This window comes from Cuneatibacter sp. NSJ-177 (assembly GCF_022867805.1).
Lineage (GTDB): Bacteria > Bacillota > Clostridia > Lachnospirales > Lachnospiraceae > Pseudolachnospira.
The window spans coordinates 179,438-204,238 of the sequence record NZ_JALIFO010000001.1; the positions used below are offsets into that span (position 1 = coordinate 179,438).

Consider the following 24,801-nt stretch of genomic DNA (forward strand, 5'->3'; position numbering starts at 1 on the left):
ACTATACCAGCCCGCTGTATTTCGGCAGCGGGTAATCCCATTCATAGTTCCGGCAGAGCTCCATAAAACTCTTTAACGCCGGAGCTTGGTACTTGTTTTTATGAACGATCATCCGGTATTTCCTCCGGAAATCCATGCCTTCGATGAAAAAAGGGACGGCAAGCCCGCGTTCCAGCACCTGATTTACCATTCTTTGAGGCAGAACAGAGATACCAAGCCCTTGAATAACCGCATTGATCAGGGCTGTGGTGCTCATGGCTTCCCAGGCCGGGCGAAGGGAAAAACCGGCTTTCCCGGCCTCGCGCTCCAGCACTTCCCTGGTGCCGCTCCCCGGCTCCCGCAGGAGGAGACGCTGCTTTTGAAAGACTTCCTGAGAGATTCGCTCTCCAGAACAAAAAGGGCCGTGGGGCGAGCAGATTGCCACCAGGGAGTCCTCCATATATTCTTCACTGATCAGATTGGGGCTGTGTGTCAAGCCTTCCATCAGAACCAGGTCCAGTTCCCCTTTCACCAGCATCTGTTCCAGCTCATCAGACGGAGAGATCCGGGCCTGGAGGTCGATCCCAGGGTGGGTATGGGCAAAGGCTCTGGCATAGCATGGAAGAAATTGGGAGCCGATTGTGATGCTGGCGCCGATTCGGAGGACTCCGGCGCTGTCCCAGTTTTTCAGGTCATCTTCCAGATCGGAAAATAGCCCGTCGATATGGACCGCATATTCCCGGAAGCGCTTGCCTGCTTCGGTCAGGACGAGGCGGCGGGAAACCCGCTCAAACAAGGGAACACCGTAATACTCCTCCAATTCCCGGACCGCAAGGCTGACCGCAGGCTGGGCCAGAAACAGTTTCTCCGCAGCACGGGTCATATTTTGATCGTTTTCACAGACTGCCAAAAAAATTCGAATGTGGCGAAGCGTCATCGTTCCTCCCTATCATAAGAAAAATAATATGGTCACAATAAAATTATATTATTTTTCATATGAAATTGCAAGTGGTATACTAAAACAGAAAAAGGAATCGGGCCGGAAAATACCAGATTCTATTTCTGGAGGATTCATAAAAAGAGAGTAGGAACCGAAAGGGGAACGGGACGTGGAAACCAAGAAAAAGTATGGGAAGTTATTTCTTTCGACGTTTCAGCTCAGCGCCTTTACTTTTGGCGGGGGCTTCGTGATCATTCCGCTGATGCGGAAAAAATTTGTAGACCAGCTTCACTGGATTGAGGAAGACGAAATGATGGACCTGACGGCGATTGCCCAGTCTTCTCCGGGGGCAATTGCCGTAAATGCGTCAATTCTGGTAGGGTACCGGGTCGCCGGAATTACCGGAGCCCTGGTCACGGTCTGCGGCACCATCTTGCCGCCGTTGATCATTATTTCTATTATTTCTTTCTTTTATGCGGCGTTCCGGGACAATGCCGTGGTGAACATGGTGATGATGGGAATGCAGGCAGGCGTGGCGGCCGTGATCTGTGATGTGGTGATCACCCTGGGAGGCAATGTGCTGAAAAATGGAAAATGGGTGGCTGGCGTGATGCTGGCGGCGGTGTTTGTAGCCGTGAGGGTGTTCCAAGTCAATATCATCCTGATTATTTTGATCTGCGGCCTGATCGGGGCCGGTATGACCTGGTGGAAGCTGAACCGGAAGAAGGGGGAGGAAAAGGCATGATTTATCTCAGTTTGTTTTGGAGCTTTTTCCAGATCGGTTTGTTTAGTATCGGCGGCGGATATGCGGCGATGCCGCTGATTCAGCATCAGGTTACGGAACTGCATTCCTGGCTGACCATGACCCAGTTTGCAGATATTATCACCATTGCGGAGATGACGCCGGGACCCATCGCCATCAACTCCGCCACTTTTGTAGGCACCCAGGTAGCCGGGTTGCCGGGAGCCATCGTAGCCACTCTGGGCTGCGTGTTCCCTTCCTGCGTGATCGTGATGCTGCTGGCCTGGGTCTATTACCGCTACCGGAAACTGTCCATGGTCCAAGGCGTTCTGAACGGCCTGCGGCCTGCCGTGGTGGCGATGATTGCCTCGGCCGGGCTTTCCATACTGATTTTGGCTTTTTGGGACGGGAACTTTTCTTTCGCCGGCTTGGCGGACACGGATTGGATCGCTGTTGTCATCTTTGCCGCCGGCTTCTTTGTCCTGCGGAAGTGGAAGCCGAATCCGATTTACGTTATGGCCGGAGCCGGAGCGCTCGGCGTGTTGGCGTATTCCTTACTGGGAGGAGGAATTAAATGAAACGATATTTTATGAAATCCAGAATTCTTTCTGACGCGGAGCAGGATCAGCCATTGGCCACTTTGAACGGAAACTTTTGGGGGCCGGAGGTAAAAATACAACTTTGCGGGGAAATGACGCAGTTTTCCGCCGGGATCCTGGAATCCGCAAAACCGGATTTTGAGGAAGAGCGGAAATACTGGTTTCGGGATGAGGAAGGGCAGATTCTCTGGGAAGGAACACCCCTCTGCGCGGAGGAGGGGGAGCCCGAAAGTCAGGAGTGGCCGGCAAATCGGATTCCCAGAGTCGACCGGGTCCGGATCGAAGGCGGCGGGGAGAGGTATCTGCTTTTGATGAAGAACAGCCAGAATTTCCGGCTGGAGGATCCGGACGGCGAAGTAGTGCTCCAGATCCTGCACCGGGGGATCTCCGGCGGCTGGGATATCGAGACGGAGAGGGAATGGGCTGCCGGCTGGATCTGCGGGATTTTCCTTTTCAGCCGGTATCTGGAAAAGGAAAACGAGTTTTCTGTGATCTGAGAATATGCAGTGGCGATCTTGCCTGCTGCTGATAGGCGGTGATCGCGCACGTTTTTGTTATTGTGAATCCGGCTCCTGCTCGATGCTTTCATGCAAAAAGGGCAGGAGTTTTTTGTTTTGGCAGTTGATGGGAAAACTCGGATCTGTTATAATTGGTAGTACCAATGACAAAAGAGGCGCGTTATGAGATTGATCAAACAATGCAGTATTATTTTTACCATATCTTTTTTGGGGGAATTCCTCCACGAATTCATTCCCCTTCCGATTCCAGCCAGTATCTATGGCCTGATTTTGATGTTTCTGGCTTTGCATTTTCGGATCGTTGGCATGGGCGTGTCGGAGGAGCTGGGCGGATTCGTGACCTTAACGGTTGCGGTGATCATCATCAGTGGTGTACTGGGCAATGTTTTTGCTCCGGCGGTCTGCCGCTTGTTTCGGATTAAAGAACCCATTGCAAAGGGGATTGCCATCGGTTCCGCTTCCCATGCCATCGGCACGGCAAAGGCCATGGAGATGGGAGAGGTGGAAGGCGCCATGAGCAGCCTTTCCATTGCGGTATCCGGCCTGCTGACGGTGATCGGGGCCTCCATCTTTGCATCGTTTATTTAAAGGAGGGACATATGGAACACGGCAGCCGTGAATTTCAAAAAGCAATCGACTATCTGTGCCGGGAAATACAAAATGACTCTATTCAGGCCGGCGGGCGGCTGCCTGCGGAGCGTGTGATTGCGGAAGAACTGCAAATCAGCCGGAATTCCACAAGAGAGGCGCTGAGAAGCCTGGAACATATGGGGATTATTGAAAGCGTTCGGGGCTCCGGAAATTATTTTACCGGCAATATCTCCAAAAGTTTTTCCGAGATGATCCGCCTGCTGATCCTGGTCAAACTGGTAACGGAGGCGGAGATCTGTGACTTCCGCCGCACCATGGACCAATCGGTCTGCCTGTCCATAATCAGGCGAGGGGATTTTGACTTGTCAGAGGTGGAGCGTGTTCTTTCGGAGAAGACAGAGACGGTCGAGGAAGAGATCGAAAAAGATCACCGGTTCCATGATCTGCTGACGCAGGTTTCAGACAACCGGTTTTGGATCGAGCTGATGAATGCTGTCTGCGATGTTTACCGGGAATGGATCGATATCATTCTTCGCCGCGCCGAGAGGGAGACAAAAGAAAAGTTTCATGCTGCGCACGGCAAGATCCTGGCTGCGCTGAAAGACAAAGATTTTCCCAGGTGCGCCGAGGCCATAGACGAACATTACGATATCATCGACCAGGCGTTCAAACAGGCGGAGGTCTAAATTGCGCTGGATTTTCTACGCAATTTGTGGTAAGATCCAAGCAGACGGAGGTTCGCCCGCGAGTATTCCAAGCAATACAGCGTGGAACCTTATAGTAAAAATATTTGATTAAGGGAGGCAATCATGGCAAAGGGGCGCTGGAATGAGAAGGGGACCTTCGATTGGATGAAAACCCTGAATGTGGAGAATGTCTATTTTAAAATTCTGCGGGAACACCCGATTTCCCGGATTCGGATTTCCCAGGAGACCGGGTTGAATAAGATGACGGTGACCAACAGTGTCAAGACACTTCTGGAACAGGATATTGTCTGCGAGATCGAGCAGGAGGAGAGCAGCGTCGGCCGCCCGCCGATTTTGCTGGACTTAAATCCGGCGCTGGGAGTTTTGATCGGAATTGAGATCAATATTCTGGGCTGCAAGATTTTGGTGACGGATCTGAGCGGAAAAATTCTGCATCAAATAATTGAGGAAACTCTGGGCTGGAATCCCAAAAATCTGGTGGAAAAGGTTGCGGAGATGGTCCGAACGTATCAAAGCGATTACCGCCACTGGAAGCGGGGCGTGATCGGCGTGGGCATCGCCCTTCCCGGCAACTATAATCACAACACCGGCGTGGTGGAGTATATTTCGACGATGCACGATTGGGATGGGTTTGCCATCCAAGCTGCTTTCCAGGATGCAATCCCGGACGTGCCGGTCTTTTTCCAGAATGCCGGGCGCGCCGGGGCCAAGGGAGAGATTGATTTCGGCGCTGCGGCTCTGGAGGCGGATATGGCTTATGTCCACGGCGCCATGGGATTGACGCTTTCCATGTATTCCAGCCAGGGGATTCATGTGGGGGATAAAGGTTTTACCGGGCGGTTCGGGCATATTATCATTGATGTCAACGGGCGGCTCTGCCTGTGCGGAAATAAGGGCTGTCTGGAAATGTATGCCTCCGTAGGTTCTTTGGCCCGCGCCCTGTATCCTGGGGAAGACATCGGCCTGAAACAGGTGGAAAATCTGCTCAGGCGGAAGGAGCAAGGAGAGGAGCGGCTGGAAAAAGAGCTGGAAGAATTGGTAACCTATCTGGCCGTAGGCATCGCCAATATTGTAAATTGTTTTAATCCGGAACGGGTCTGCATCGGCAACTATCTGGGGATGCTGCTGAAAGGAAAGGAAGAGCCTCTCAATACGGCGGTGAACCGGCTCACCTTGGAGCATCTGCGAAGCGATAACCGGATTTTTATTTCCGCCTTGGATCAGTGGGGAGCCGCTTTCGGCTGTATTTCCAGCGTGCGGAACCATCTGCTTGGTTTGACAGAATCATGGGAAGCGGACGGATGAGGCAGGGCAGAAGAAATGTTTCAGAGAATATACCGCAGGCGGATCAGAAAATGCTTGACAAATCAGAAATATATGGTATATTACAATTAGTAAAAATAATTTATCAAAACCGCAGGGTCTGGTGAATCTGCATTGAAATTTAACATGCAGATTTCCTTTTCCCTCATTAGTAAAAATGTTTTACGAAAAGAGGAGGAATGATATGAGAGCAATCATGGTCATGTTCGACACATTGAACCGCCGGATGCTGTCTCCGTATGGCTGCGATTGGGTGAAAACCCCGAACTTTGACCGGCTGGCGGAACGAACCGTAACTTTTCAGCAGAGCTACGCGGGAAGTCTTCCCTGCATGCCGGCACGCCGGGAGCTGCACACGGGCCGTCTGAATTTTTTGCATCGCAGCTGGGGACCCCTGGAACCTTTTGATGACTCCATGCCGGAGCTCCTAAAAAAGAACGGCGTTTATACCCACCTGATCAGCGACCACTACCATTACTGGGAGGACGGCGGGGCCACGTATCACACCCGCTATAACAGCTGGGAGATCATCCGCGGCCAGGAGGGGGATGCCTGGAAGGGCCAGGTGAGGGATCCGGAAATCCCGGAGTGTGTCAGCCGGAAACCGGGAGCCCTCTGGAGAAACGACTGGGTGAACCGGGGATATCTGAAATCGGAGACTGATATGCCCCAGTACCGTACCTTCGAGAGCGGCAAGGAGTTTATCCGCCGGAATCTGACCGAGGACAAGTGGTTTTTGCAGATCGAGACCTTCGACCCCCACGAGCCCTATTTCACGCAGCAGCATTATAAGAGCCTATACCCCCATGATTATCATGGCAGGCATTTTGACTGGCCGCCTTATATGCCGGTAACTGAGAGTGAAGAAGAGGTGGAGCATGTCCGCTATGAATATGCGGCGCTCTTGACCATGTGCGACCACTATCTGGGGGAAATTTTGAATCTGATGGACGAGTTTGACATGTGGAAAGATACCATGCTGATCGTCAACACGGATCATGGCTACCTGCTTTCAGAGCATGATTGGTGGGGCAAATGTACAGCGCCTTTTTATGACGAAGTGGCCCACACGCCGCTTTTCATCTGGGATCCCCGCTGCGGGTGCAAGGGGGAAGAGCGGGAGGCATTGGTGCAGACCATCGACATGGCGCCGACGATCCTGGATTTCTTTGGGCTCCCGATTCCTGAGGACATGCAGGGTTTCCCGCTGCGTGACACCATTGCTTCGGACCGCCCGGTCAGGGAAGCGGGGCTTTTCGGTATCTTTGGCGGGCAGGTCAATATCACCGACGGCCGCTATGTGTACATGCGGGCCCCCAACGAAGAGTTCGACGGCAACCCCTACGCGGGCCAAAACCTTTATAATTATACGCTGATGCCCACCCACATCCGGGGGCCGTTCTCGTTGGAGGAACTGAAAACCGCCACGATGTCGGAACCTCTTCCTTTTACCAAGGGAGCGCCGGTGATGAAGATTTCTGGAGAGATTGTGCTGTCCCGGACGCCGGAGAATCAAAAACCCATGGTACATTACCGGACCGAGCTGTTTGATTTGGAGAAAGATCCTTGTCAGAAGTGTCCCATCGAAGATCCGGATACGGAAGAACGCCTGATCCGGGAAATGGTACGGCTGATGGAGGAGAACGATGCGCCCGGCGAACAGTACAGCCGCCTGGGGTTGGAACAGTACCGGCGAAAAGATGTGGCTCCGGAGACGGAAATCAGACGATGGATCAAGAATGGCAGCCGGAAATAAGACAAGAAAGTAAGCAGCAGACAACAAAAGGAGGAGAAAAAGTATGAAGATGAGAAAACGGATGTTGGCGGCAGCGGCCGCCTGTGTGCTGGCGCTGGGACTAACAGGATGTTCCTCCAAGGGAGCGTTTCCCTCGGAAAACATCAACATGATTGTGCCGTTTGGCAGTGGCGGCGGAACGGATCTTCTGGCGCGGGTGCTGGGGGATGCGGCCAAGGAGGAGCTGGGGCAGCCGGTGGTAGTGACCAACGTTACCGGGGCCAGCGGAACTGTGGGGACCGCTCAGGCGGCGGAAGCGGATGCTGACGGCTATAATCTGATCTTTAACGCATCCGGACCCATGGTGCTCCAGCCTCATATGATGGAGGATCTCCGGTACGGCCTGGACAGCTTTCGGGCAGTGGCCGGGATCGCCAGCGAACCGACTTGTCTGGCGGTAAAAGCCGACTCCCCGTATCAGACTGTGGAGGACCTGGCGGCAGCCACCGGGACAGTGACGGCGGGCCACACGGGAGTCGGTACGCTCCATCACCTGTTTCAGGTTCAGTTTTTTGAGCAAGCGAAGCTTGACTATAAACTGGTGGGCTTTGAAGGCGGAGCTAAGCTGGTGACCGGCCTTTTGGGCGGTAATGTGGACGTGATCTCCACGGTGGTCAGCGAGATGTATTCCTACGTGGATTCCGGGGAAATCCGTATTCTGGCCGTGTCCAGCCCGGAACGGTCTCCCCTGTACCCGGATATCCCGACTTTGAAGGAAAAGGGATACGAGATTGAGATGTCTTTGGATTTCTTCCTGATGGCTCCCAAGGATACGCCGGACGACGTGATGAAGACCCTGGAAGAAAAGTTTGGAAAGGCAGCCCAGTCAGATGCGGTGACAAAATTCCTAGAGACCGGCCACATCGGAGCGGACTACCGCACGGGCAGCGAGATGGAGGCAAAACTAAAGAGCGATTCCGAGATGTTTGCGAAGATCATTCAGGATGCGGGATTGAAATAAACCGTTGGGAAAGGAGAAGCTTTCATGCTGGGCTACAAGAAAAAAATGATTCCGACGGCCGTCATCATGGCGATCGATGCGGCGGTGTTTTTCTCCATCCCCAGCCAGGTGAAAATCTATGAGGAGGGTCTGGTCAACACCAGATTCCTCCCCTACCTGGTGACCATTTTGATTTTTATTTGCGGGATAGCGGATCTGATCAAAACCTTCCGGGAGCGGGATAAGGGAGAAGAGGAGAAAAACTATTTCAATAAAAAAGGAACGCTCCGTGTTCTGGCTGCTGTGGCGGCTCTCGCCGTCTGGCTGCTGCTGATGCCGGAGATCGGATTTGTGATTTCCACCGTACTGCTCTCCGCCTTCATTATGCTCCTGGCTGGAAACCGGAGCGCAGTGCAAATCTTGGTGCTATCCTTGATTCTTACCTTGTCGGTGTACGCGCTGTTTAAACTGGCGCTGAATCTGCGGCTTCCCCAAGGGCTGTTCTTTTTCTAGGAGGAAACAGGCATGCTTGACAATATTGTAGCTGCTCTGGGAAATATGGTTTCCCTGGAGATGTTTTTGTGTATGTTTGCGGGGGTTGCCGTGGGGATCGTGGTAGGAGCGCTTCCGGGACTCAGCGCTACGCTGGCTGTCGCCTTGATGCTGCCGTTTACCTTCGGTATGTCGCCGACGGCAGGAATCTTAATTCTGGTCGGCGCTTACTGCGGCGGCGTCTACGGCGGTTCGATCACCGCGATTCTGATCCGGACGCCTGGTACGCCGGCTTCCGTTGCCACTGTGGCCGACGGATATGCCATGACCAAAAAAGGGAAGGCTTACGAAGCTTTGATGGGCTCCCTCTTGACTTCCACCATCGGCGGATTGCTGAGCGGCCTGGCACTGCTTCTGATCGCGCCTTTGATCGCCAAGCTGGCAGTGAATTTTGGGCCGCCGGAATATTTTGCCCTAGCCATGTTCGGCCTGACCATCATCGCGTCGGTCAGTGGAAAATCTCTGGCCAAGGGAATGATGATGGCCGGTCTGGGTCTGCTGTTCGCCTGTGTGGGAATCGATCCTTACGAGGGACAGGCCCGGTTTATCTTCGGGCAAAGTTTCCTGTATTCCGGGGTGGGGATGGTTCCGGCGATGATTGGTGTGTTCGCCATCGCTGAAGTGTTCAATCAAATTGAAATCCGGATCAAATCCGTGGCTGCGGAGTTCGGGGATGTGTCGGTGGATTGTAAACAGAAATTCCCGCTTAAGAAGCTGCGCCCCCATCTGCCCAATATTCTCCGATCCAGCGTCACGGGAATCATCGTCGGTGCAATCCCCGGAACCGGAGGAGCTATCGCGTCTTTCCTGGCCTATAACAACGAAAAGGCAAAGTCCAAGCACCCGGAGGAATTTGGAAACGGCAGTATGGACGGAATCATCGCGGCGGAAACCGCCAAGAATGCGACGACCGGGGCGACCCTGATTCCCATGTTCACGCTGGGGATCCCGGGCGATACTGTGACGGCGATCTTGCTGGGGGCTCTGACCATACACGGACTCAGCACAGGGCCGAAGCTCTTTACAGAGCACGGTGTTCTGGTTTATACTGTGATTATCGGATTTTTCCTGGTCAACCTGATTATGCTGGTGCAGGGGCGCTTTGCGATCCGTTGGTTTTCGAAGATTACGCAGGTCCCTTCGTCGATTCTGCTTCCGATTATCCTGGTACTCTGCCTGGTCGGCGCTTATGCCAGCAACAATTCCTTTGCCTCGGTGGGGATCGCTGTGTTTTTCGGAGTGCTGGGATTTATCCTGGGAAAATTTGGTTTTCCCATGGCGCTGCTGCTGATTGCGATGGTGCTGGCTCAGCTGACGGAGATGTCGCTGCGGCAGTCCCTGATCCTGTCCGACGGCAGCCCGCTGATTTTTGTGCAGCGGCCGATTTGCCTGATCTTTTTGCTGCTGGCGGTTTTTTCTGTTTGTATTCCGATGCTGAAAGCGAGAAGGGCAAGGAAGGCTGGGAAGAGCAGCTGACTTGCCGGTAGACAGGAAGAGCAGCGTTTATATGTGAAGTGATTCGGTGAAAGGCTTGCTTTTTAAAAGGAAATCCGGTATAGTTAAGTGGATTTACAAATCGGTTTCATTCTGTCGTTTTAGGAGGAATAATGAGGTTTCGGCATATCAATGTAATGATCAAACCGGCGTCCGGCAACTGCAATATGCGTTGCCGGTACTGCTTTTACCATGATGTCAGCGAACTTCGGGAGGTGAAGTCCTACGGGATGATGAGCCTTTCGACGCTGGAAAAGATTGTGCAAAAAGTGTTGGAGGCGGCGGAAGAGAGCTGCGCGTTTGTCTTTCAGGGAGGAGAGCCGACCCTGATTGGGCTGGATTTTTTCCGCGCTCTGGTGGAGTTTCAAAAAAAATACAATACAAAGAAGATCGCCGTCACCAACTCTATCCAGACCAATGGACTGAAGCTGGACGAGGAGTGGGCGCAGTTTCTTCACGATCATCGTTTTCTCATCGGTCTTTCCGTGGACGGAACCAAGGAGATCCACGATGAGCTGCGGCCGGACGCGGAAGGAAAAGGAACCTACAGCCGGGTATACCGGGCGGCGCAGATTCTAAAGAAGTATCAGGTGGAGTTCAATATCCTGACCGTCGTCACGCGCCAGTCAGCCAGGCGGGTGTTTAAGATGTACCAGCAGTACAAGAAAAACGGCTGGACCTACCTTCAGTTTATCCCTTGCCTGGATCCCTATGAGTGGGAGCGGGGAACCTCGGAATATTCGCTGACTCCGAAACAGTATGGTGAGTTCCTGAAAACGCTGTTTGACAGTTGGTACCAGGATATGAAAAAAGGAGATTCCATTTATATCCGGTATTTTGACAATCTGTTGGGTATCATGATGGGCGTGGAGCCGGAGAGCTGCGGCCTGATGGGCCGGTGTGTGCCGCAGTTGGTCGTGGAGGCGGACGGAAGCGCATACCCCTGTGATTTCTATGTGATGGATGCGTACCGGATGGGAAATCTGGCGGAGGACCCGCTTCCGAATCTGCTGCAAAGCGAAGGGGCATCCCGGTTTGTGATGGAGTCCGCTCAGCCGGAAGAAACATGCAGGAGCTGCCGCTACGGGTATCTGTGCCGTGGCGGATGCCGGAGAGACCGGGACGATCGAGGGGCGGTTGGGCTGAATTATTACTGCGAAGCCTTTTTGGAATTTTTTGATTACGCGGAGGAACGGCTGCGGGAGCTGGCGGGACTTTATGGGAATCGGCGGACTGATTGAAGCGGGAGCGGCCGGCGCCGCGCTTCTTAAGAAAAAAGGAAATTATGATGCAGCGGGATCAGACCCTGCCATTTCCCCACCCTTACCCTACTGCACCGCTGCACAAAATTATCACGCTGCTGTGTAAAACTGTATATTCTTTATTATGCCGTAAAATTCCGATATTGGTAACAATACTATGGTTTAAACTTCTATTCTGCTCTATATCTCACTTTCTAAAAAAGAACTCTAAAATATGATCTGAAATATAAAACAATTCCTGATATTTATCGAAAGTAACAATCTATACTTCCGCTCCCTCCCATCTAGCCGGAAACAGACAGTTTAAAACTGTTGAACGTACAAAATATTAGTGTTGGAGATAAATTTGCAAAGGCTATATACTGAAACCATAAAAAAATAAAGGCAGCAGGCACAAGAAGCGTACGGAATAAAAGCGAAATGCCCGCCGCCGACTATTTGTGGGAGGAAGAAATGAAAAAGGAGACAATCTGGAACAAGGATTTTATCCTTCTGTTGTCAGTCAATGCCTTTGTGTTTATCGGAATGCACATGCTCTCCACCACGATCGCCAAGTACGCCATGACCTTACAGGGGACGGCGGCCGTAGCGGGTTTGATCGCGGGAGCATTCAGCATCACATCGATCATCGTCAGACCCATCTGCGGAACGTTGATCGACCGGAAGAAGAAAAAGAGTCTGTACCTGTTTTCCCTGGTCACGATCTTGATCAGCATGATCGGATACAGCCTGTCTAGTACCAACGGGATGCTTCTGGCTTTCCGTCTGGTACATGGCGTCGGCTGGGGCTTTGCCACCACCATCGGTATGACCATGGCCGCCAACACTGCTCCGGAGGGGAAAATCGGCGAGGCTTCCAGCGTGTACGGATTGGCCAATGTGCTGGCCATGGCGCTGGCCCCGAATCTGGGAACGTTTCTGAATGAAAATTACGGCTACCGGGTGATGTTTCTCGGGGCCGGAGTGATCATGGCCTGCGCGGTGGTCTGTCTGATTCTGGTGGCGGACCAGCCGGTGCCGGAGGGGAGCGGCACGCGGAAATTCACTGCCGGCAGCATGGTACAGAAGGAAGCGGTGGTCCCCGCCGTGGTTTTGTTTTTAAGCGGCATGGTTTACACCTCCATCACTACCTTTCTGATCCTCTATGCCACGGAAACCGGCATCAGCAATCCCAGCACCTTTTTCACCGTCTATTCGGTGGCAATTCTGATCGTGCGGTTAAATAGTGGAAAAATCGTGGATCGGAAAGGGCCGGAATATATCCTGATACCGGCCGGATTCTTTTTCTGCGGCTGCCTGCTGGTCCTGGCCAACCTGAAAAACGCGCCGATGCTGTATCTCTCGGCTGCCCTGATGGGTTTTGGATACAGCGGAAATCTCTCCACCCTGATGGCTTTATCCTTTAAACGGGCCCCCAAAGATAAAAGGGGGGCGGTCAGCAGCACCATCAACGTAGGGATGGACGTGGGTACCGGGATCGGCTCCACCGTGGCCGGAATTCTGGCTGGATGGATGGGCTACCAGAAACTTTACCTGGTGCTGTGCATTCCGGTCATCCTTTCTACGCTGCTTTTTGCCTTTGACCAGAAGGCTTTCCGGCAGAAAACATGGATTTACAAAGAATAACTGCGGAGCAAAGCGCCGTTCGGGCCTCCCGTCCGGCGGCCCTATTCCCAAAACGCCCGGCTTGCACCGATAAAAAAATGGAATATTAGGGACAGAAAGGAAACAGATCATGTCAGATATCAAGAAAACGCGGGTCTATCCCCCAAAACAGTGCAGGGAATTGCCCAGGAGCAAGGATTCCTATCCGTTCAGCGCAGCGGATCATCTGGCGGAACCCATCGACTTATCCGCCTATGGCTTTGAAGAGAGGGAATTTATCATCAAAGGGAACGCCAATGTATACGAGTGGCCCATCGGTCAGGAGTATCCGACGATTCGCACGCCGGACAGTCCTTACTGCACCCGCCTATTGATCCGCCGTCCGGCAAATCCGGAAACATTCAATGGAATTGTGGTCGTGGAGCCAATGAATTATGCTTCAAAATATGACCGCTCCATCCCCGGCTGGGGGCACTGCTATGAATATTATCTGGAGCGCGGCATGGCCTGGATCGGCGTGGCGATCCGGGATGTGGCGCTGGAGGCGATGAAGCGTTTTGATCCGGAGCGCTACGGCGAATTGGGGTATCCCAACCCTCTTCCTCCCGAAGAGAGGGGCGAACCGGCCAAGTCTTACGGTCACACCAGCAAGGACAGCGAAAACGGCCTGATCTGGGATATGCTCAGCCAGCTGGGCGCCCTGCTGAAATCAGATTCGCCGGAAAATCCGATGGCAGGCTATCCGGTAAAAAAGATCATGGCGACGGCGGCCACCGGCGGTGATCTTTCCTGCTATGTCCGGGCCATCCACCCGCTTCATTGCCTGGAAGAGGAAAAACCGGTTTATGACGGCTTTCTGATTTATATGACCGGCGCTCCCGGCATGATCAATCAGGTGACTCCCAAATTGCAGGAAACGGATCCCCGGTGCCTCTATTATTCCGAAGTTCCCTTTATCCACGTGTTGACCACCGGAGATATGGTGGGAGGAGGCTTCCACCCGGACTGGGCCTATATGCAGAGGAGGCCCGACGCCGACGAACCGGGGAAAAAGCTGCACCGGTATGAGATTGCCGGCTGCGGAGTCCGCGCCGGATATGATAAGAAGCGCTGTGTCTGCCGGGAGGATGTGGAGAAATCCCAGACCCCCTGGAGGGAGGATGTTCATTACGAGTATGAATTTCCGGTGCGCTACATTCTCCGGGCCGCCAATGAAGCGCTGATTTCTTGGATGATGGATGGGATCGAACCGCCCCATTCCCCTCTGCTGGAGTTTGAGGGCGCTTATCCGGAAACGGTCTTCGTCCGGGATGAGGTGGGAAATACGAAGGGCGGGATCCGCACCCCCTATGTGGACGCTCCTCTCTATCGATACCGGGAGGAGGGCGGAGCCAGCAGGCTGCCGGATGAGACGATTCAGAAGCTTTACAAAAATAAAGACGCGTATCTGGAAAAGGTAATTCTCTCCACCGTAAGGGCGGTCCAAAACCGGTTCCTTCTGGCGGAGGACAGTGCGAAAGTGATATTGGAGGCAGTCCATGAGCGCTTTCCGGAGGAGGTGACGGAATGAAAGAAGAGAACCGGCTGTACGCCGGAGCAGCGCGGGTCTGCATCACTCCGCCGGCGGACTTGTTTCCGATTCCGCATTTTATGAACCATATGACGCCGGGAAAACCCTCGGTGTTCAGCGGAAAAGTGCGGGAGGATATTTACTTTCGCGTGCTGATCGTGCAAAATGAGAGAACGCGCCTGGTATTTGCCGTTATGGATTTGCCGGGAGTGCCCGAATCCGCGGAAGTGACTCAGCTGATCGCGGACTGCGCCGGAGTGCCGGAACAGCAGGTCGTCTACACGGCCACCCACAACCACAGCGGACTCTATGCCGACAACGTGGATTTCGAGCGGATTTTCGGCGGGGAATTCACGGAAAAAATCCGGAAATACCGGAAGTTTCTGCGGGAGCTGATTCCCGGAGCTATCCGTCAGGCCGCCGGGAACCTGGAACCGGTGCGGATGGGCGTGGCAAGAAGCGACTGTTTTCTAAACGTCAACCGAAACGAAAAGGAGCTGGGGCCCAAAGCCGGTACCTACGGATTCCGAAACGAGGGACCGGCGGACCGGGATCTCTATGTGATCCGCTTTGACCGGCTAAACGGGGAACCTTTGGCAGTGCTCTATAATTATGCGGTTCATGCCTGCATGATGATTCACAATAATCCGGAGGGCTTGGGGACGGAGATCTCCGGGGATCTGCCGGGGCGGGCCTGCCGGATTCTGGAGCAGGGGTTGGAGGACCGGGCGGTGGTGCTGTTTACCAGCGGCTGCGCCGGAGATATGAATCCTTTGATGATGTCGCGGGTTAATATTGTCCGGCCCGACGGCGGCATCGAGACCAGGGAACTGGGGGCCGCTGGCCCGGTGATTTTGGAATTCATGGGAAACCGGCTGGCGAGGGACGTCAAGAAGACCTGGGAGAGTGTGGCGGAATGGACGGAGCACGCTGTGCTCTGGGCGGATAAGAGGTCCTTTTCGGTGTCGGCAAAGGCGGTGACGAAGCCTTTCAATGAGGAACCGGTGGAATTTCGGGTTGGCCTTATGATGCTGGGGAGCCTGGCAGTGGCGGCCACCAACGGCGAGATCTTCCACGCCATCGGCCGGAGGATCAAGGAAGAGTCCCCCTACCGGGATACCATGGTCATTACCCATGCGGGCCAGTGGACGGCTTACGTCAAGGACGATTCCGGGGAAGGCGAGTATGAGACCGCGGTTCGGGAGCAGATCCGGCAAATGCTAAAGGAATTTGCAGGCGCGAGATAACGCAAGGGGAAAGGAGAATGCAGGATGACAAAATTTATACTAAAGCGAGTGCTGACGATGATTCCGGTGCTGCTGGGCGTATCCCTCCTGGTGTTTGTGATTTTGTCTCTGGCTCCCGGTGATCCGGCTGTGATCATTGCCGGAGATTACGCCGAGGAATCCATTTTGGAGGAGACAAGGGAGGAGCTGGGATTAAATCAGCCTCTGCTTTTGCAGTGGTTCCGTTACGTGAAGGATATCGTGACCAAAGGGGATTTCGGCATCAGCTGGAAGACGGGAAAAAGCGTGACCGAATCCATCTTAGAAAGGTTTCCGACCACGGTGCTGGTGGCGGTGCTGGGCGCGTTTTTTACCGCGGTGCTGGGCATCGGGACCGGAATTATCTCGGCGGTGAAGCAGTATTCCATCTGGGATAATCTGGCCACGATGATCGGGATGATCGGCGTATCCATGCCGAACTTTTTCACCGGCCTGCTGTTGGTATTTGTGTTTGCCCAGAGGCTAAAGATTCTGCCGGCCTCCGGCAACAGCGGCTGGGAGTATTATGTGCTTCCGATTATCACCATCGCCTTTTCCGCCTGCGCCGGGCAGATGCGGATGACGCGGTCCTCCATGCTGGAGGTCATGCGCCAGGATTACATACGGACGGCCAGGGCAAAGGGGCAGAGCGAGCGCAAAATCGTCATGCACCATCAGCTGAAAAACGCGATGATCCCCATCATCACCGTGGTGGGCCAGCAGTTTGGAATTCTGCTGGGCGGATCCATGATTGTGGAACAGATTTTTTCCCTGCCCGGCGTCGGTAAGCTGATGATGGATTCCATTAACTACCGGGATTATCCGATGGTGCGGGGATCCTTGCTGCTGCTGGCATTTGGGTTTTGTACCGTAAATCTGTTGGTGGATATCGCCTACGCGGTGGTGGATCCCAGAATCCGTTCCCAGTTTGCCAAAACGAAGAAGAAAAAAGCAAAGGAGGAGGCAGCATGACAGGAGTGAAAGATTTTATCCGCCGCTTGTGTAAGAACCGCCTGACGGTCGTCTGTCTGATCCTGTTCGTGCTGATCGTGCTGGCGGTGATCTTTGCGAATTTCATCGCGCCCTACGGCTGGGACGAAGGAGAAGTGGTCAACCGGTATCTGGCTCCCAGTGCCGAGCACTTGTGCGGCACGGACAATTATGGGAGGGATATATTCAGCCGTATCCTCTACGGAGGGCGGATGTCCCTGGAAATCGGTTTGATTTCCGCTGTGGTGACCACGGTGATCGGAGCTATTATCGGTGCAACCTCCGCCTACTTCGGAGGAAAATTTGACAACGTTGTCATGCGGGTGCTGGATGTGTTCATGGCCATGCCGCCCATCCTCCTCGCCATCGCCATTGCCGCTACCTTGGGGACCGGGATGATGAACACGATGCTGGCGGTGATTATCTCCGGGATTCCCATGAAAGCACGCGTAGCCAGAGGGCCGGTGCTGGCCCTTAGAAACCAGGAATTCGTCGAGGCGGCCACGGCTTCCAATTCCTCTACAGCCAAAATCATTTTCAAGCACATTATCCCGAATATCCTGGCTCCGCTGATCGTGCAGACCACGCTTTCGATCTCCGGCGCGATCGTGTCGGTGGCCGGACTTTCCTTCCTGGGCCTGGGCGTTCAGCCTCCCGCGCCGGAATGGGGCGCCATGCTTTCCGCCGGCCGGTCTTATCTGCGCGACTATCCCTGGATGGTCATTGCGCCGGGAATCGCCATGCTGCTGACCTTGTTTTCCCTGAATATTGTGGGCGACGGTGTGCGGGATGCGCTGGATCCGAAACTGAGGGATTAAGGGAGGATGCACATGGAAAAAGAGACATTGTTGGAAATCCAGGATTTAACCATTCAATATTGTATGCACAACCGGACCGTGCGGGCGGTCAACGGAGTTTCCCTGAAAATCCAGAAAGGGGAGACGCTGGGCCTGGTGGGGGAGACCGGAGCCGGAAAAACCACGATTGCCTTGGGGATTCTCCGGCTGCTTCAGGAGCCTCCGGCCAAGATCGCAGGCGGCCGCATCCTCTATGAAGGAAACGATATCCTAAAACTGCCCCACCACGAGCTGAGAAAAATCCGGGGAAATAAGATCTCCATGATCTTCCAGGATCCCATGACGGCTTTAAACCCGATTGACACCGTGGGAGAGCAGATCATGGAGGGGATTCTGCTCCATGAAAAGCTGTCCAAAAAGGACGCTTACCGGAAGGCCTGCGAGACTTTGGAGATGGTGGGAATCCCGGCGGAACGTTACCATGATTATCCCCACCAGTTTTCGGGAGGGATGAAACAGCGGATTGTCATCGCCATGGCTCTGGTCTGCCGGCCGGAACTGCTGCTGGCAGACGAGCCGACCACCGCCCTGGACGTGACGATTCAGGCCCAGGTGCTGGATATGATCACCCGGATCCGGGAGGAGCTGGGCACTTCGATGCTTTTAATCACCCATGATCTGGGCGTGATCGCGGATATGTGCGACCGGGTCGCGGTCATCTATGCGGGCCGGATTGTAGAGTCCGGCGCCACAGAGCAGATCTTTAATCACACCAGCCACCCTTACACCGTGGGCCTTTTCGGCGCGATCCCCACGCTGGATATGACGGAAGACCGCCTGGTGCCCATCGACGGATTGATGCCGGACCCCGCCAATCTGCCGGACGGCTGCAAATTCTGTCCGAGATGCAAAAAGAAGATGGCGGTGTGCGAAGAGCGGGAGCCGGATTTATCGGAGATTGCTCCTGGACATCTGGTTCGGTGTCACCTGTTTGCAAAAAATCCTCCGAAGGATCCCCCTGCGGCCGACGGGCAAGATTCCGGAAAGGAAGGTGAGTGAGTTGGCAAAAGAAATCTTATTGGAGGCCGTCGGGCTGAAAAAATATTTCCAGACAGCGGCCGGCCAGCTTCACGCCGTGGACGACATCTATTTCACCATTGAGAAAGGGACCACCCTGGGCGTGGTCGGGGAGTCCGGCTGCGGCAAATCCACCCTGGGCCGCGTGGTGCTTCACCTGCTGGAAAGCACGGACGGAAAAATTATTTATAAAGGCAAAGACATCACCCATGTGGATAAGAAGAGGCTCCGGGAGCTGCGCAATGAAATGCAGATTATTTTCCAGGATCCCTTCGCTTCCCTGAACCCGCGGATGTCGGTGCGGCAGATCATTTCCGAACCCCTGGAAAACGGGGGAATCCGGGGAGAGGAAAGGGAAAAGCGGATCACGGAACTGATGACTACGGTGGGACTGGCGGAGCGGCTGGGGGACTCCTATCCCCATGAGCTGGACGGCGGGAGAAGGCAGCGGATCGGCGTGGCCCGCGCCATTGCTATGAATCCGGACTTTGTGGTCTGCGATGAGCCTGTTTCAGCCCTCGACGTCTCGATCCAGGCACAGATCATCAACCTGCTCCAGGATCTGCAAAAAGAGCGGGGGCTGACGTACCTTTTTATCTCCCATGACCTGTCGGTGGTCAAATATCTGTCCCATCAGATTATGGTCATGTATTTAGGCCAGACCGTGGAATGGAGCGATACGGAGGATTTGTTCGCCCATCCCCTTCATCCCTATACCCAGGCGCTCTTGTCTGCGGTGCCGGTTCCCAAGGTGGGGCAGAAAAAACAAAGGATTTTGCTGAAAGGCGAGATCGTCTCCCCCATCAACCCGAAACCCTGCTGCCGTTTTGCAAAGCGTTGTCTCTATGCGACGGAGGAGTGTTTCGCCGGGCCTCCGAAGCTGAAAGAGGAAAGGCCGGGGCATTTTGTGGCCTGCCACCGCGCAAAGGATATCAATCAAATTGATAAATAAAAAAGGAAAAGGAGAAATTGCATGAAAAAAGGAAAGATTTGGATGGCATCGCTGTTAGCTTTGTCGATGGCTCTGACCGCCTGCTCCGGCGGCGGGGAGAGCACGAGCGCCGCTGGAACCACCGCAGCGCCCGCAGCCGCCACTGCCTCAGCCGGAGAGGAAACGCCTGCGGGAGCTCCGGCGGGAGCGGTTACCTCCAGCAAAGACACCTTGGTTTTTGCCATGAACTCGGATCCTGGAACCATGAATCCCTGGTCCGGCCCCATGGGGCCGCAGCTGGTTTTATCCTGCCAGTCCCTGGAGGCTCTGACCACCTATGACGAGAGCGGAGAACTGATTCCCTGGCTTGCGGAGAGCTGGGAGTACGATGACGACAAGATGGGCTGCACCTTCCATCTGCGCCAGGATGTCACCTTCAGCAACGGAAATCCCTTCAACGCCGACGCCGTGATCTACACCATGCAGACCGCTTCGGCGGAGAGCGCTTCCGCCAAGGGTTATCTGGCCAATGTGGACGTGGCCAATGTGAAAAAGGTGGATGAGTTTACGGTCCACATCCCCACTCTGATTGAGTTCGGAACCCTGCCCTACACCATGTCTAACATTTTTATCGTGGATCCTGCCGTCTATGAGGCGGAAGCGGCCCGCGGCGAAGGTATCACCGGCACCGGCCCCTTTGTGGCCACGGACTGGCAGGCAGGCGTCAGCGTCGGCTTCACGGCCAATGAAACCTACTGGGGAGGAGCCCCCTACATCAAGAACTTGGAATTCCGCATCATCACCGAGTCTTCGGTCCGGATGGTGGAGCTGGAAAACGGAGCCGTGGATGTGAATAAGAGCGCGGCCACCGAGGATGTCAACCGGGTGGTGAACGGAGAGACCGAAAATATCAGCATCTGGAAAGCAGATGTGTCCCAGGCGATCTACTATTTCGGCATCAATCTCAGCAGCGAGAAAATGCAGGATGCAAAAGTCCGCCAGGCCATCATGAACGCAGTGGACAGCGAGACCCTTTGTCTGATCTCTTTCGACGTGGCAGGTTCCCCTTCCACCAGCATTCTTCCGTCCAATATGTGGTACAGCGCCACTCTGGAAGGCGACAGCGCGTATCACTATGATCCGGAAGGCGCCAAAGCCCTGCTGGCCGAGGCAGGATTCCCCGACGGCATTACCATCCGGCTGGTCTGCGATTCCAACGCATACCGCCGCGCCATGGCAGAGGCTCTTCCTTCCATGATGGAAAAAGCCGGAATCACCATCGAGGTGGAGTTTATGGAGTCGGCTGCTTTCAACACCTGGAGACTGGAGTCCAAAGGCGATGATTTCGACGTGTTCCTGACCAATATGGGCCAGCTGAACGAGCCGTCGTCCGCCATGACCGCATTCCTCAGCAAGGTCAACAGCCCGGAGGGCGGCGGCAACGGAATGTTCCGCTATGCCGGTACGGATCTCTCCAATACCATTGATTCTCTGATCAACGCGGCGGTCGCCGAGACGGAGGAATCGGCCAGAGCAAAGATCTATGTGGATCTGCAAGAGACGATCGCATCCAATTACATTGCCAAGGGAATCGCCGATATGTTTGACCTGAACCTGGTGGCGTCCAACTTGAAGGGCATGGTGTTTCGGCCCAACGTGGATTTCTCAAAGGCTTACTTTGAATAAAATGTAAAAGAATTTTTTGTGAAACAAGAAAGGCATGGCGAATCATGCAAAGGGGGCGTCTGCCGGAAGATTGGCGGACGCCCCTTTAAAAAGTGTCGGAGGAGAAAATATGAGAATTGCGGAAAATATTTGGCTTTTGGAAGCCTCGCGGGCCAAGGACCACATGCCGGGCTTTCACTGTTACCTGGTGAAGGATGAGGAAGGACTGACCCTGATCGATACCAGCCTTCCCGGACGGGGGGAAGAGATTTTAAACGAGATCCGGGTGCTGGGCTACCGGCCGGAGGAGCTTCGCCGGATTTTTCTGACCCATACGGATATGGATCACATCGGAAACGCCCGCATGCTGCAGGACATGGTGGCCTGCAAGGTCTATGTCTCGGAGGAGGAGAAGAAATACCTGACTGGAGAGAGGAAACGTCTCCCGAAGAAGGCGGAGATGTTTCAGGGCTTTCTGGCGCCGGAGGTCCTGATTTATCCCGAAGACCTGGGGGAATACCAGGTGATTCCCACGCCGGGCCATACGGCGGGCCACGTGTGTATTCTCTATCGGGACTGCCTTTTCGCCGGGGACTGCTGTTCCACAGAAAGCGGAGCCATCGCCGGGCCGGAAGAAGCGTTTACCGAGGACATGGAGACGGCATTGCAGTCCCTGAAAAAAGTTTCCCTGTACAGCTTTGGATCCTGGTGCCCCTGTCATGGGATGCCGAAGAATCATTTGGAGCCGTAAAGAAAGAGCTATCCTGACTTTGAGCCGGAGCCAGGTCCGCTGCATTGAAGCGGGCGAAGGTTTGTGATAAAATGAGGAAAACATGGCAGGAATCACTTCCTGACCGAAAAAGGAGTCATTTCATGGACCATCCCTCTCTGGAATATTTTGTGGAAATCGCCCGTCAGCTGAATATCTCGAAAGCAGCCGCCAGCCTGCACATTTCTCAGCAGAGCCTGAGCGCTTACATTCAAAAGCTGGAAAAGCACTACGGCGTCATGCTGCTGAACCGGAAGCCGAAATTGAAGCTGACGCCTGCGGGGGAGAGAGTATTGCTGGCCGCCGAGGAGATCGAGCGGATTTATCAGGATCTGGCCCGCGATATGACCAGCCTGGAAAATGACGCGGACATCCGGATTTCCTTGGGGATCTTTGAACCGCTGGTGTCCCTAGTCATGCAGAATCTCCCGATCATCGAAATTGGGAAGAAGTATCCGAATGTGTCCTTCCACATCACCACCGGCTATAACGTGGATATTCTGGAACGGGTCCAGCGCTGTGAGCTGGATTTGGCCGTGGCCGGATACACCGGTATGGAAGAGAATGGCTTGGAGGAGTTGGAGGCAATTCCGCTGAGCAGGGACGAGGACTGCATCATCATCACCGAGGAGGTGATGCGCCTCTACTTTGCCGACGAATACGAAAAATATGTGGAGAAATTCAGCGAAGGCGTAGATATCCTGGATCTCTCTCATGTCCCCATCGTGATGCACCCCATGGAGAGCGGGGTGTCGAAGAAAATCCGCAAATATTTTATGGACCACCACCGCACCTTCAAGGTCTTCGGCGAGGGGCCCTCCCAGGACGTGGTCAACAGCATGGTGCTGAAAAATAAAGCCTTCGGCATGTGCAACGGCACGGCTTCCCGGATGTTAGTGGAGGGAACAGAGAAAAAGGTGCACGTCTTCCCCCTGAAAAGCCCGAAGCTGGAGCGGGAGATCGTGCTGCTCTACCCCAAGAAGAGAAAAAAGAATGCTTTTCTTTCCGATATTGCGGGGATGATCGCGGAAAACTGGCGAAGGTCGATGAAAATTCCCTCCGCCGGGGAGGGAGGGCAGGAGGAAGATTAGAGGAAAAGAAAACAGTATTTTTACGACAATTTGTGCCGCCGGGTCAAGGCGGCGGAATGGAGAGTAGAATTGAATTTGATCGTGAGCACCAAATATGGAAACGTGCAGGGCAAAGAAGAGGAGGATTACGCCGCTTTTCTCGGCATCCCCTATGCCAAACCTCCGGTGGGGAAGCTTCGCTGGCAGGAGCCTCAGCCGCCGGAGCCATGGGGGGGAATCCGCGCTGCAAACCGCCTGGGAGCTCCGGCCCTGCAAGCGCCCAGCCAGTCGATTCCCGGCGGCGACCCGGCGGAGCGGGGCGTCTTTGGGGATGACAGCGAGGACTGCCTGTACCTGAATGTCTGGACGCCGGACGTAAACGGCCGTTATCCGGTCTTTGTCTGGATTCACGGCGGAGCCTTCTGCTGCGGTTCCGGCGGCGGAAAGAGTGCCAGCCCCGAACCTTTTTGCAGACGGGGGATCGTCTATGTAACGTTCAATTACCGCCTCGGCCTGATGGGGTATTTTGCCCACCCGGAACTGTCCGAGGAGAGCAGCCACGGCGTCTCCGGAAACTATGCCCATTTTGACCAGATTGCCGCCCTGCGCTGGGGACAGGAGAATATTGCGGCTTTTGGCGGAGATCCGGACCGGGTGACCGTCGGAGGCTGTTCGGCGGGGGCTGGGAGCACCCAGGTTTTATGCTGCTCCCCTCTGGCGGAAGGACTATTTCAGCGGGCGGTCATCGAGAGCAGCGTAGGCTTTGCCAGCGCGGAATATCCGGAGGATTTCAAGCTGGAAACTTTGGAGCAGATGGAAAGGCGCGGCGTCGAATACATGGAAAAGGTGGGATGTACCTCAGTGGAAGAGATGAGGCATCTTTCTTATGAAGAGCTGATATCTTTTGAGGACTGCCATTTCCGCCGCAAATATCACTATGGCACCACCATGGGGGTGAATCAGGACGGCTATCTGCTGCCCCTGCACTACCGGTATGCCATGGAGCAGGGAAAAAACCGGGACATCCCGTATCTGGTGGGCAATACCCATGACGAAGGGGGCGGCTTTGTGTTAGGATTGACGGCTGAATCCTTTCATCAGAAGAACCTTGCGGTATTCGGCGGCGCATGCGGGGAATACGAGGCGATGTGCGGGGCGAAGTTCAAGGAGGATATGGTCCGAAGTATGAGGGAAACTCACCTGCGGCTGGCGGGGGCCAAGGTTTTTGCCGAGCAGAGCGCGGATGCAGGCCGCAGTCCCGTCTATGTCTTTGATTTTTGCAGAAAAGACCCGGAAAAGGGACTGACGCTCCATGGCTTTGAGACCCATTATCTCCTGGGCACCTACCGGCAGCTGCCGGGGATGACAAAGGAAGATGATCTCGTGGCGGAGACAATGCAGGAATATTGGTGCCGTTTTATCTCGGACGGGGATCCCAATGGAGAAGGGCTGCCAAAGTGGCCTCCCTATTCTGCAGACAGGCGCGCGGTGCTGTATCTGGACAGCCCCTGCACGGTCGGGGAAGACCAGGACAGGGAACCGCCGCTCATGACTTTTGCCAGGGAATTTTTGGTGAAAAAGAGGAGGGAAAACTCCTCCGGTGAAACGGAGTTTTAAGAT

General features: G+C 54.4%; 22 protein-coding genes and 1 pseudogene. 22 read left to right on the plus strand and 1 reads right to left on the minus strand.

Annotated features, from left to right (window positions below; all coding sequences use genetic code 11):
* Window position 1: 1 nt before the first annotated feature.
* Entirely contained in the window at window positions 2-916 is a 915-nt protein-coding gene (locus MUB23_RS00720) for a LysR family transcriptional regulator (RefSeq protein WP_244798271.1), read from the minus strand.
* 172 nt (window positions 917-1,088) lie between these two features.
* Here MUB23_RS00720 and MUB23_RS00725 point away from each other — a divergent pair, with 172 nt between their 5' ends.
* The 22 genes and pseudogenes from MUB23_RS00725 to MUB23_RS00830 all read left to right on the plus strand — a co-directional run bounded on the left by MUB23_RS00725 (window position 1,089) and on the right by MUB23_RS00830 (window position 24,798).
* Window positions 1,089-1,664, plus strand: coding sequence for a chromate transporter (locus tag MUB23_RS00725; protein ID WP_244798272.1), 576 nt, complete (start codon window positions 1,089-1,091; stop codon window positions 1,662-1,664).
* Window positions 1,661-2,239 carry a chromate transporter gene (locus MUB23_RS00730; RefSeq protein ID WP_244798273.1) on the plus strand — a complete coding sequence of 193 codons (579 nt, stop codon included), beginning with the start codon at window positions 1,661-1,663 and terminating at the stop codon, window positions 2,237-2,239. The genes MUB23_RS00725 and MUB23_RS00730 overlap by 4 nt, the downstream gene beginning before the upstream one ends.
* Complete coding sequence (locus MUB23_RS00735; RefSeq protein ID WP_244798274.1) at window positions 2,236-2,757, plus strand: hypothetical protein; 522 nt, start codon at window positions 2,236-2,238, stop codon at window positions 2,755-2,757. The genes MUB23_RS00730 and MUB23_RS00735 overlap by 4 nt, the downstream gene beginning before the upstream one ends.
* Before the next feature lie 210 nt (window positions 2,758-2,967).
* Window positions 2,968-3,366, plus strand: a pseudogene (locus MUB23_RS00740) (LrgB family protein); the annotation flags it as partial.
* An 11-nt stretch (window positions 3,367-3,377) separates the two neighbouring features.
* A complete protein-coding gene (locus MUB23_RS00745; RefSeq protein WP_244798276.1) occupies window positions 3,378-4,055 on the plus strand; it encodes a FadR/GntR family transcriptional regulator in 678 nt (225 codons plus the stop codon).
* A gap of 123 nt (window positions 4,056-4,178) precedes the next feature.
* Window positions 4,179-5,381, plus strand: coding sequence for an ROK family protein (locus tag MUB23_RS00750; protein WP_244798277.1), 1,203 nt, complete (start codon window positions 4,179-4,181; stop codon window positions 5,379-5,381).
* A 202-nt stretch (window positions 5,382-5,583) separates the two neighbouring features.
* Window positions 5,584-7,155 (plus strand): sulfatase, encoded by a 1,572-nt coding sequence (locus MUB23_RS00755; RefSeq protein ID WP_244798278.1) that lies wholly within the window; start codon window positions 5,584-5,586, stop codon window positions 7,153-7,155.
* Window positions 7,156-7,198: 43 nt separating this feature from the next.
* The gene (locus tag MUB23_RS00760; RefSeq protein ID WP_244798279.1) at window positions 7,199-8,155 is read left to right on the plus strand and encodes a Bug family tripartite tricarboxylate transporter substrate binding protein; all 957 of its coding nucleotides are present in this window, start codon (window positions 7,199-7,201) and stop codon (window positions 8,153-8,155) included.
* 24 nt (window positions 8,156-8,179) lie between these two features.
* The gene (locus MUB23_RS00765) at window positions 8,180-8,647 is read left to right on the plus strand and encodes a tripartite tricarboxylate transporter TctB family protein (protein WP_244798280.1); all 468 of its coding nucleotides are present in this window, start codon (window positions 8,180-8,182) and stop codon (window positions 8,645-8,647) included.
* A gap of 12 nt (window positions 8,648-8,659) precedes the next feature.
* Complete coding sequence (locus MUB23_RS00770) at window positions 8,660-10,162, plus strand: tripartite tricarboxylate transporter permease (RefSeq protein WP_244798281.1); 1,503 nt, start codon at window positions 8,660-8,662, stop codon at window positions 10,160-10,162.
* 131 nt (window positions 10,163-10,293) lie between these two features.
* Window positions 10,294-11,421 (plus strand): anaerobic sulfatase maturase, encoded by a 1,128-nt coding sequence (locus MUB23_RS00775; protein WP_244798282.1) that lies wholly within the window; start codon window positions 10,294-10,296, stop codon window positions 11,419-11,421.
* Between the two features lie 474 nt (window positions 11,422-11,895).
* Complete coding sequence (locus MUB23_RS00780) at window positions 11,896-13,068, plus strand: MFS transporter (protein WP_244798283.1); 1,173 nt, start codon at window positions 11,896-11,898, stop codon at window positions 13,066-13,068.
* Between the two features lie 109 nt (window positions 13,069-13,177).
* On the plus strand, window positions 13,178-14,617 hold the full coding sequence (locus MUB23_RS00785) for an alpha/beta hydrolase domain-containing protein (protein WP_244798284.1): 1,440 nt from the start codon (window positions 13,178-13,180) through the stop codon (window positions 14,615-14,617).
* The gene (locus MUB23_RS00790; RefSeq protein WP_244798285.1) at window positions 14,614-15,864 is read left to right on the plus strand and encodes a neutral/alkaline non-lysosomal ceramidase N-terminal domain-containing protein; all 1,251 of its coding nucleotides are present in this window, start codon (window positions 14,614-14,616) and stop codon (window positions 15,862-15,864) included. Before MUB23_RS00785 ends, MUB23_RS00790 begins: the two co-directional genes overlap by 4 nt.
* Before the next feature lie 24 nt (window positions 15,865-15,888).
* Entirely contained in the window at window positions 15,889-16,854 is a 966-nt protein-coding gene (locus tag MUB23_RS00795) for an ABC transporter permease (RefSeq protein ID WP_244798286.1), read from the plus strand.
* On the plus strand, window positions 16,851-17,690 hold the full coding sequence (locus tag MUB23_RS00800) for an ABC transporter permease (protein ID WP_244798287.1): 840 nt from the start codon (window positions 16,851-16,853) through the stop codon (window positions 17,688-17,690). The genes MUB23_RS00795 and MUB23_RS00800 overlap by 4 nt, the downstream gene beginning before the upstream one ends.
* A gap of 6 nt (window positions 17,691-17,696) precedes the next feature.
* Window positions 17,697-18,728, plus strand: coding sequence for an ABC transporter ATP-binding protein (locus MUB23_RS00805; RefSeq protein ID WP_244798288.1), 1,032 nt, complete (start codon window positions 17,697-17,699; stop codon window positions 18,726-18,728).
* 1 nt (window position 18,729) lies between these two features.
* Complete coding sequence (locus MUB23_RS00810) at window positions 18,730-19,698, plus strand: ABC transporter ATP-binding protein (RefSeq protein WP_244798289.1); 969 nt, start codon at window positions 18,730-18,732, stop codon at window positions 19,696-19,698.
* Window positions 19,699-19,719: 21 nt separating this feature from the next.
* The gene (locus MUB23_RS00815; protein ID WP_244798290.1) at window positions 19,720-21,363 is read left to right on the plus strand and encodes an ABC transporter substrate-binding protein; all 1,644 of its coding nucleotides are present in this window, start codon (window positions 19,720-19,722) and stop codon (window positions 21,361-21,363) included.
* 109 nt (window positions 21,364-21,472) lie between these two features.
* Window positions 21,473-22,093 carry an MBL fold metallo-hydrolase gene (locus MUB23_RS00820; protein ID WP_244798291.1) on the plus strand — a complete coding sequence of 207 codons (621 nt, stop codon included), beginning with the start codon at window positions 21,473-21,475 and terminating at the stop codon, window positions 22,091-22,093.
* 122 nt (window positions 22,094-22,215) lie between these two features.
* A complete protein-coding gene (locus MUB23_RS00825; RefSeq protein ID WP_244798292.1) occupies window positions 22,216-23,202 on the plus strand; it encodes a LysR family transcriptional regulator in 987 nt (328 codons plus the stop codon).
* 69 nt (window positions 23,203-23,271) lie between these two features.
* Window positions 23,272-24,798, plus strand: coding sequence for a carboxylesterase/lipase family protein (locus MUB23_RS00830; protein ID WP_244798293.1), 1,527 nt, complete (start codon window positions 23,272-23,274; stop codon window positions 24,796-24,798).
* Window positions 24,799-24,801 lie beyond the last annotated feature (3 nt).

Excerpts from the sequence above, each read along its gene's own strand:
- MUB23_RS00720 (WP_244798271.1), bottom strand. The coding sequence starts at position 916 with ATGACGCTTCGCCACATTCGAATTTTTTTGGCAGTCTGTGAAAACGAT.
- MUB23_RS00730 (WP_244798273.1), top strand. The coding sequence starts at position 1,661 with ATGATTTATCTCAGTTTGTTTTGGAGCTTTTTCCAGATCGGTTTGTTT.
- MUB23_RS00735 (WP_244798274.1), top strand. The coding sequence starts at position 2,236 with ATGAAACGATATTTTATGAAATCCAGAATTCTTTCTGACGCGGAGCAG.
- MUB23_RS00745 (WP_244798276.1), top strand. The coding sequence starts at position 3,378 with ATGGAACACGGCAGCCGTGAATTTCAAAAAGCAATCGACTATCTGTGC.
- MUB23_RS00750 (WP_244798277.1), top strand. The coding sequence starts at position 4,179 with ATGGCAAAGGGGCGCTGGAATGAGAAGGGGACCTTCGATTGGATGAAA.
- MUB23_RS00755 (WP_244798278.1), top strand. The coding sequence starts at position 5,584 with ATGAGAGCAATCATGGTCATGTTCGACACATTGAACCGCCGGATGCTG.
- MUB23_RS00760 (WP_244798279.1), top strand. The coding sequence starts at position 7,199 with ATGAAGATGAGAAAACGGATGTTGGCGGCAGCGGCCGCCTGTGTGCTG.
- MUB23_RS00765 (WP_244798280.1), top strand. The coding sequence starts at position 8,180 with ATGCTGGGCTACAAGAAAAAAATGATTCCGACGGCCGTCATCATGGCG.
- MUB23_RS00770 (WP_244798281.1), top strand. The coding sequence starts at position 8,660 with ATGCTTGACAATATTGTAGCTGCTCTGGGAAATATGGTTTCCCTGGAG.
- MUB23_RS00775 (WP_244798282.1), top strand. The coding sequence starts at position 10,294 with ATGAGGTTTCGGCATATCAATGTAATGATCAAACCGGCGTCCGGCAAC.
- MUB23_RS00780 (WP_244798283.1), top strand. The coding sequence starts at position 11,896 with ATGAAAAAGGAGACAATCTGGAACAAGGATTTTATCCTTCTGTTGTCA.
- MUB23_RS00785 (WP_244798284.1), top strand. The coding sequence starts at position 13,178 with ATGTCAGATATCAAGAAAACGCGGGTCTATCCCCCAAAACAGTGCAGG.
- MUB23_RS00790 (WP_244798285.1), top strand. The coding sequence starts at position 14,614 with ATGAAAGAAGAGAACCGGCTGTACGCCGGAGCAGCGCGGGTCTGCATC.
- MUB23_RS00795 (WP_244798286.1), top strand. The coding sequence starts at position 15,889 with ATGACAAAATTTATACTAAAGCGAGTGCTGACGATGATTCCGGTGCTG.
- MUB23_RS00800 (WP_244798287.1), top strand. The coding sequence starts at position 16,851 with ATGACAGGAGTGAAAGATTTTATCCGCCGCTTGTGTAAGAACCGCCTG.
- MUB23_RS00805 (WP_244798288.1), top strand. The coding sequence starts at position 17,697 with ATGCACATGGAAAAAGAGACATTGTTGGAAATCCAGGATTTAACCATT.
- MUB23_RS00815 (WP_244798290.1), top strand. The coding sequence starts at position 19,720 with ATGAAAAAAGGAAAGATTTGGATGGCATCGCTGTTAGCTTTGTCGATG.
- MUB23_RS00820 (WP_244798291.1), top strand. The coding sequence starts at position 21,473 with ATGAGAATTGCGGAAAATATTTGGCTTTTGGAAGCCTCGCGGGCCAAG.
- MUB23_RS00825 (WP_244798292.1), top strand. The coding sequence starts at position 22,216 with ATGGACCATCCCTCTCTGGAATATTTTGTGGAAATCGCCCGTCAGCTG.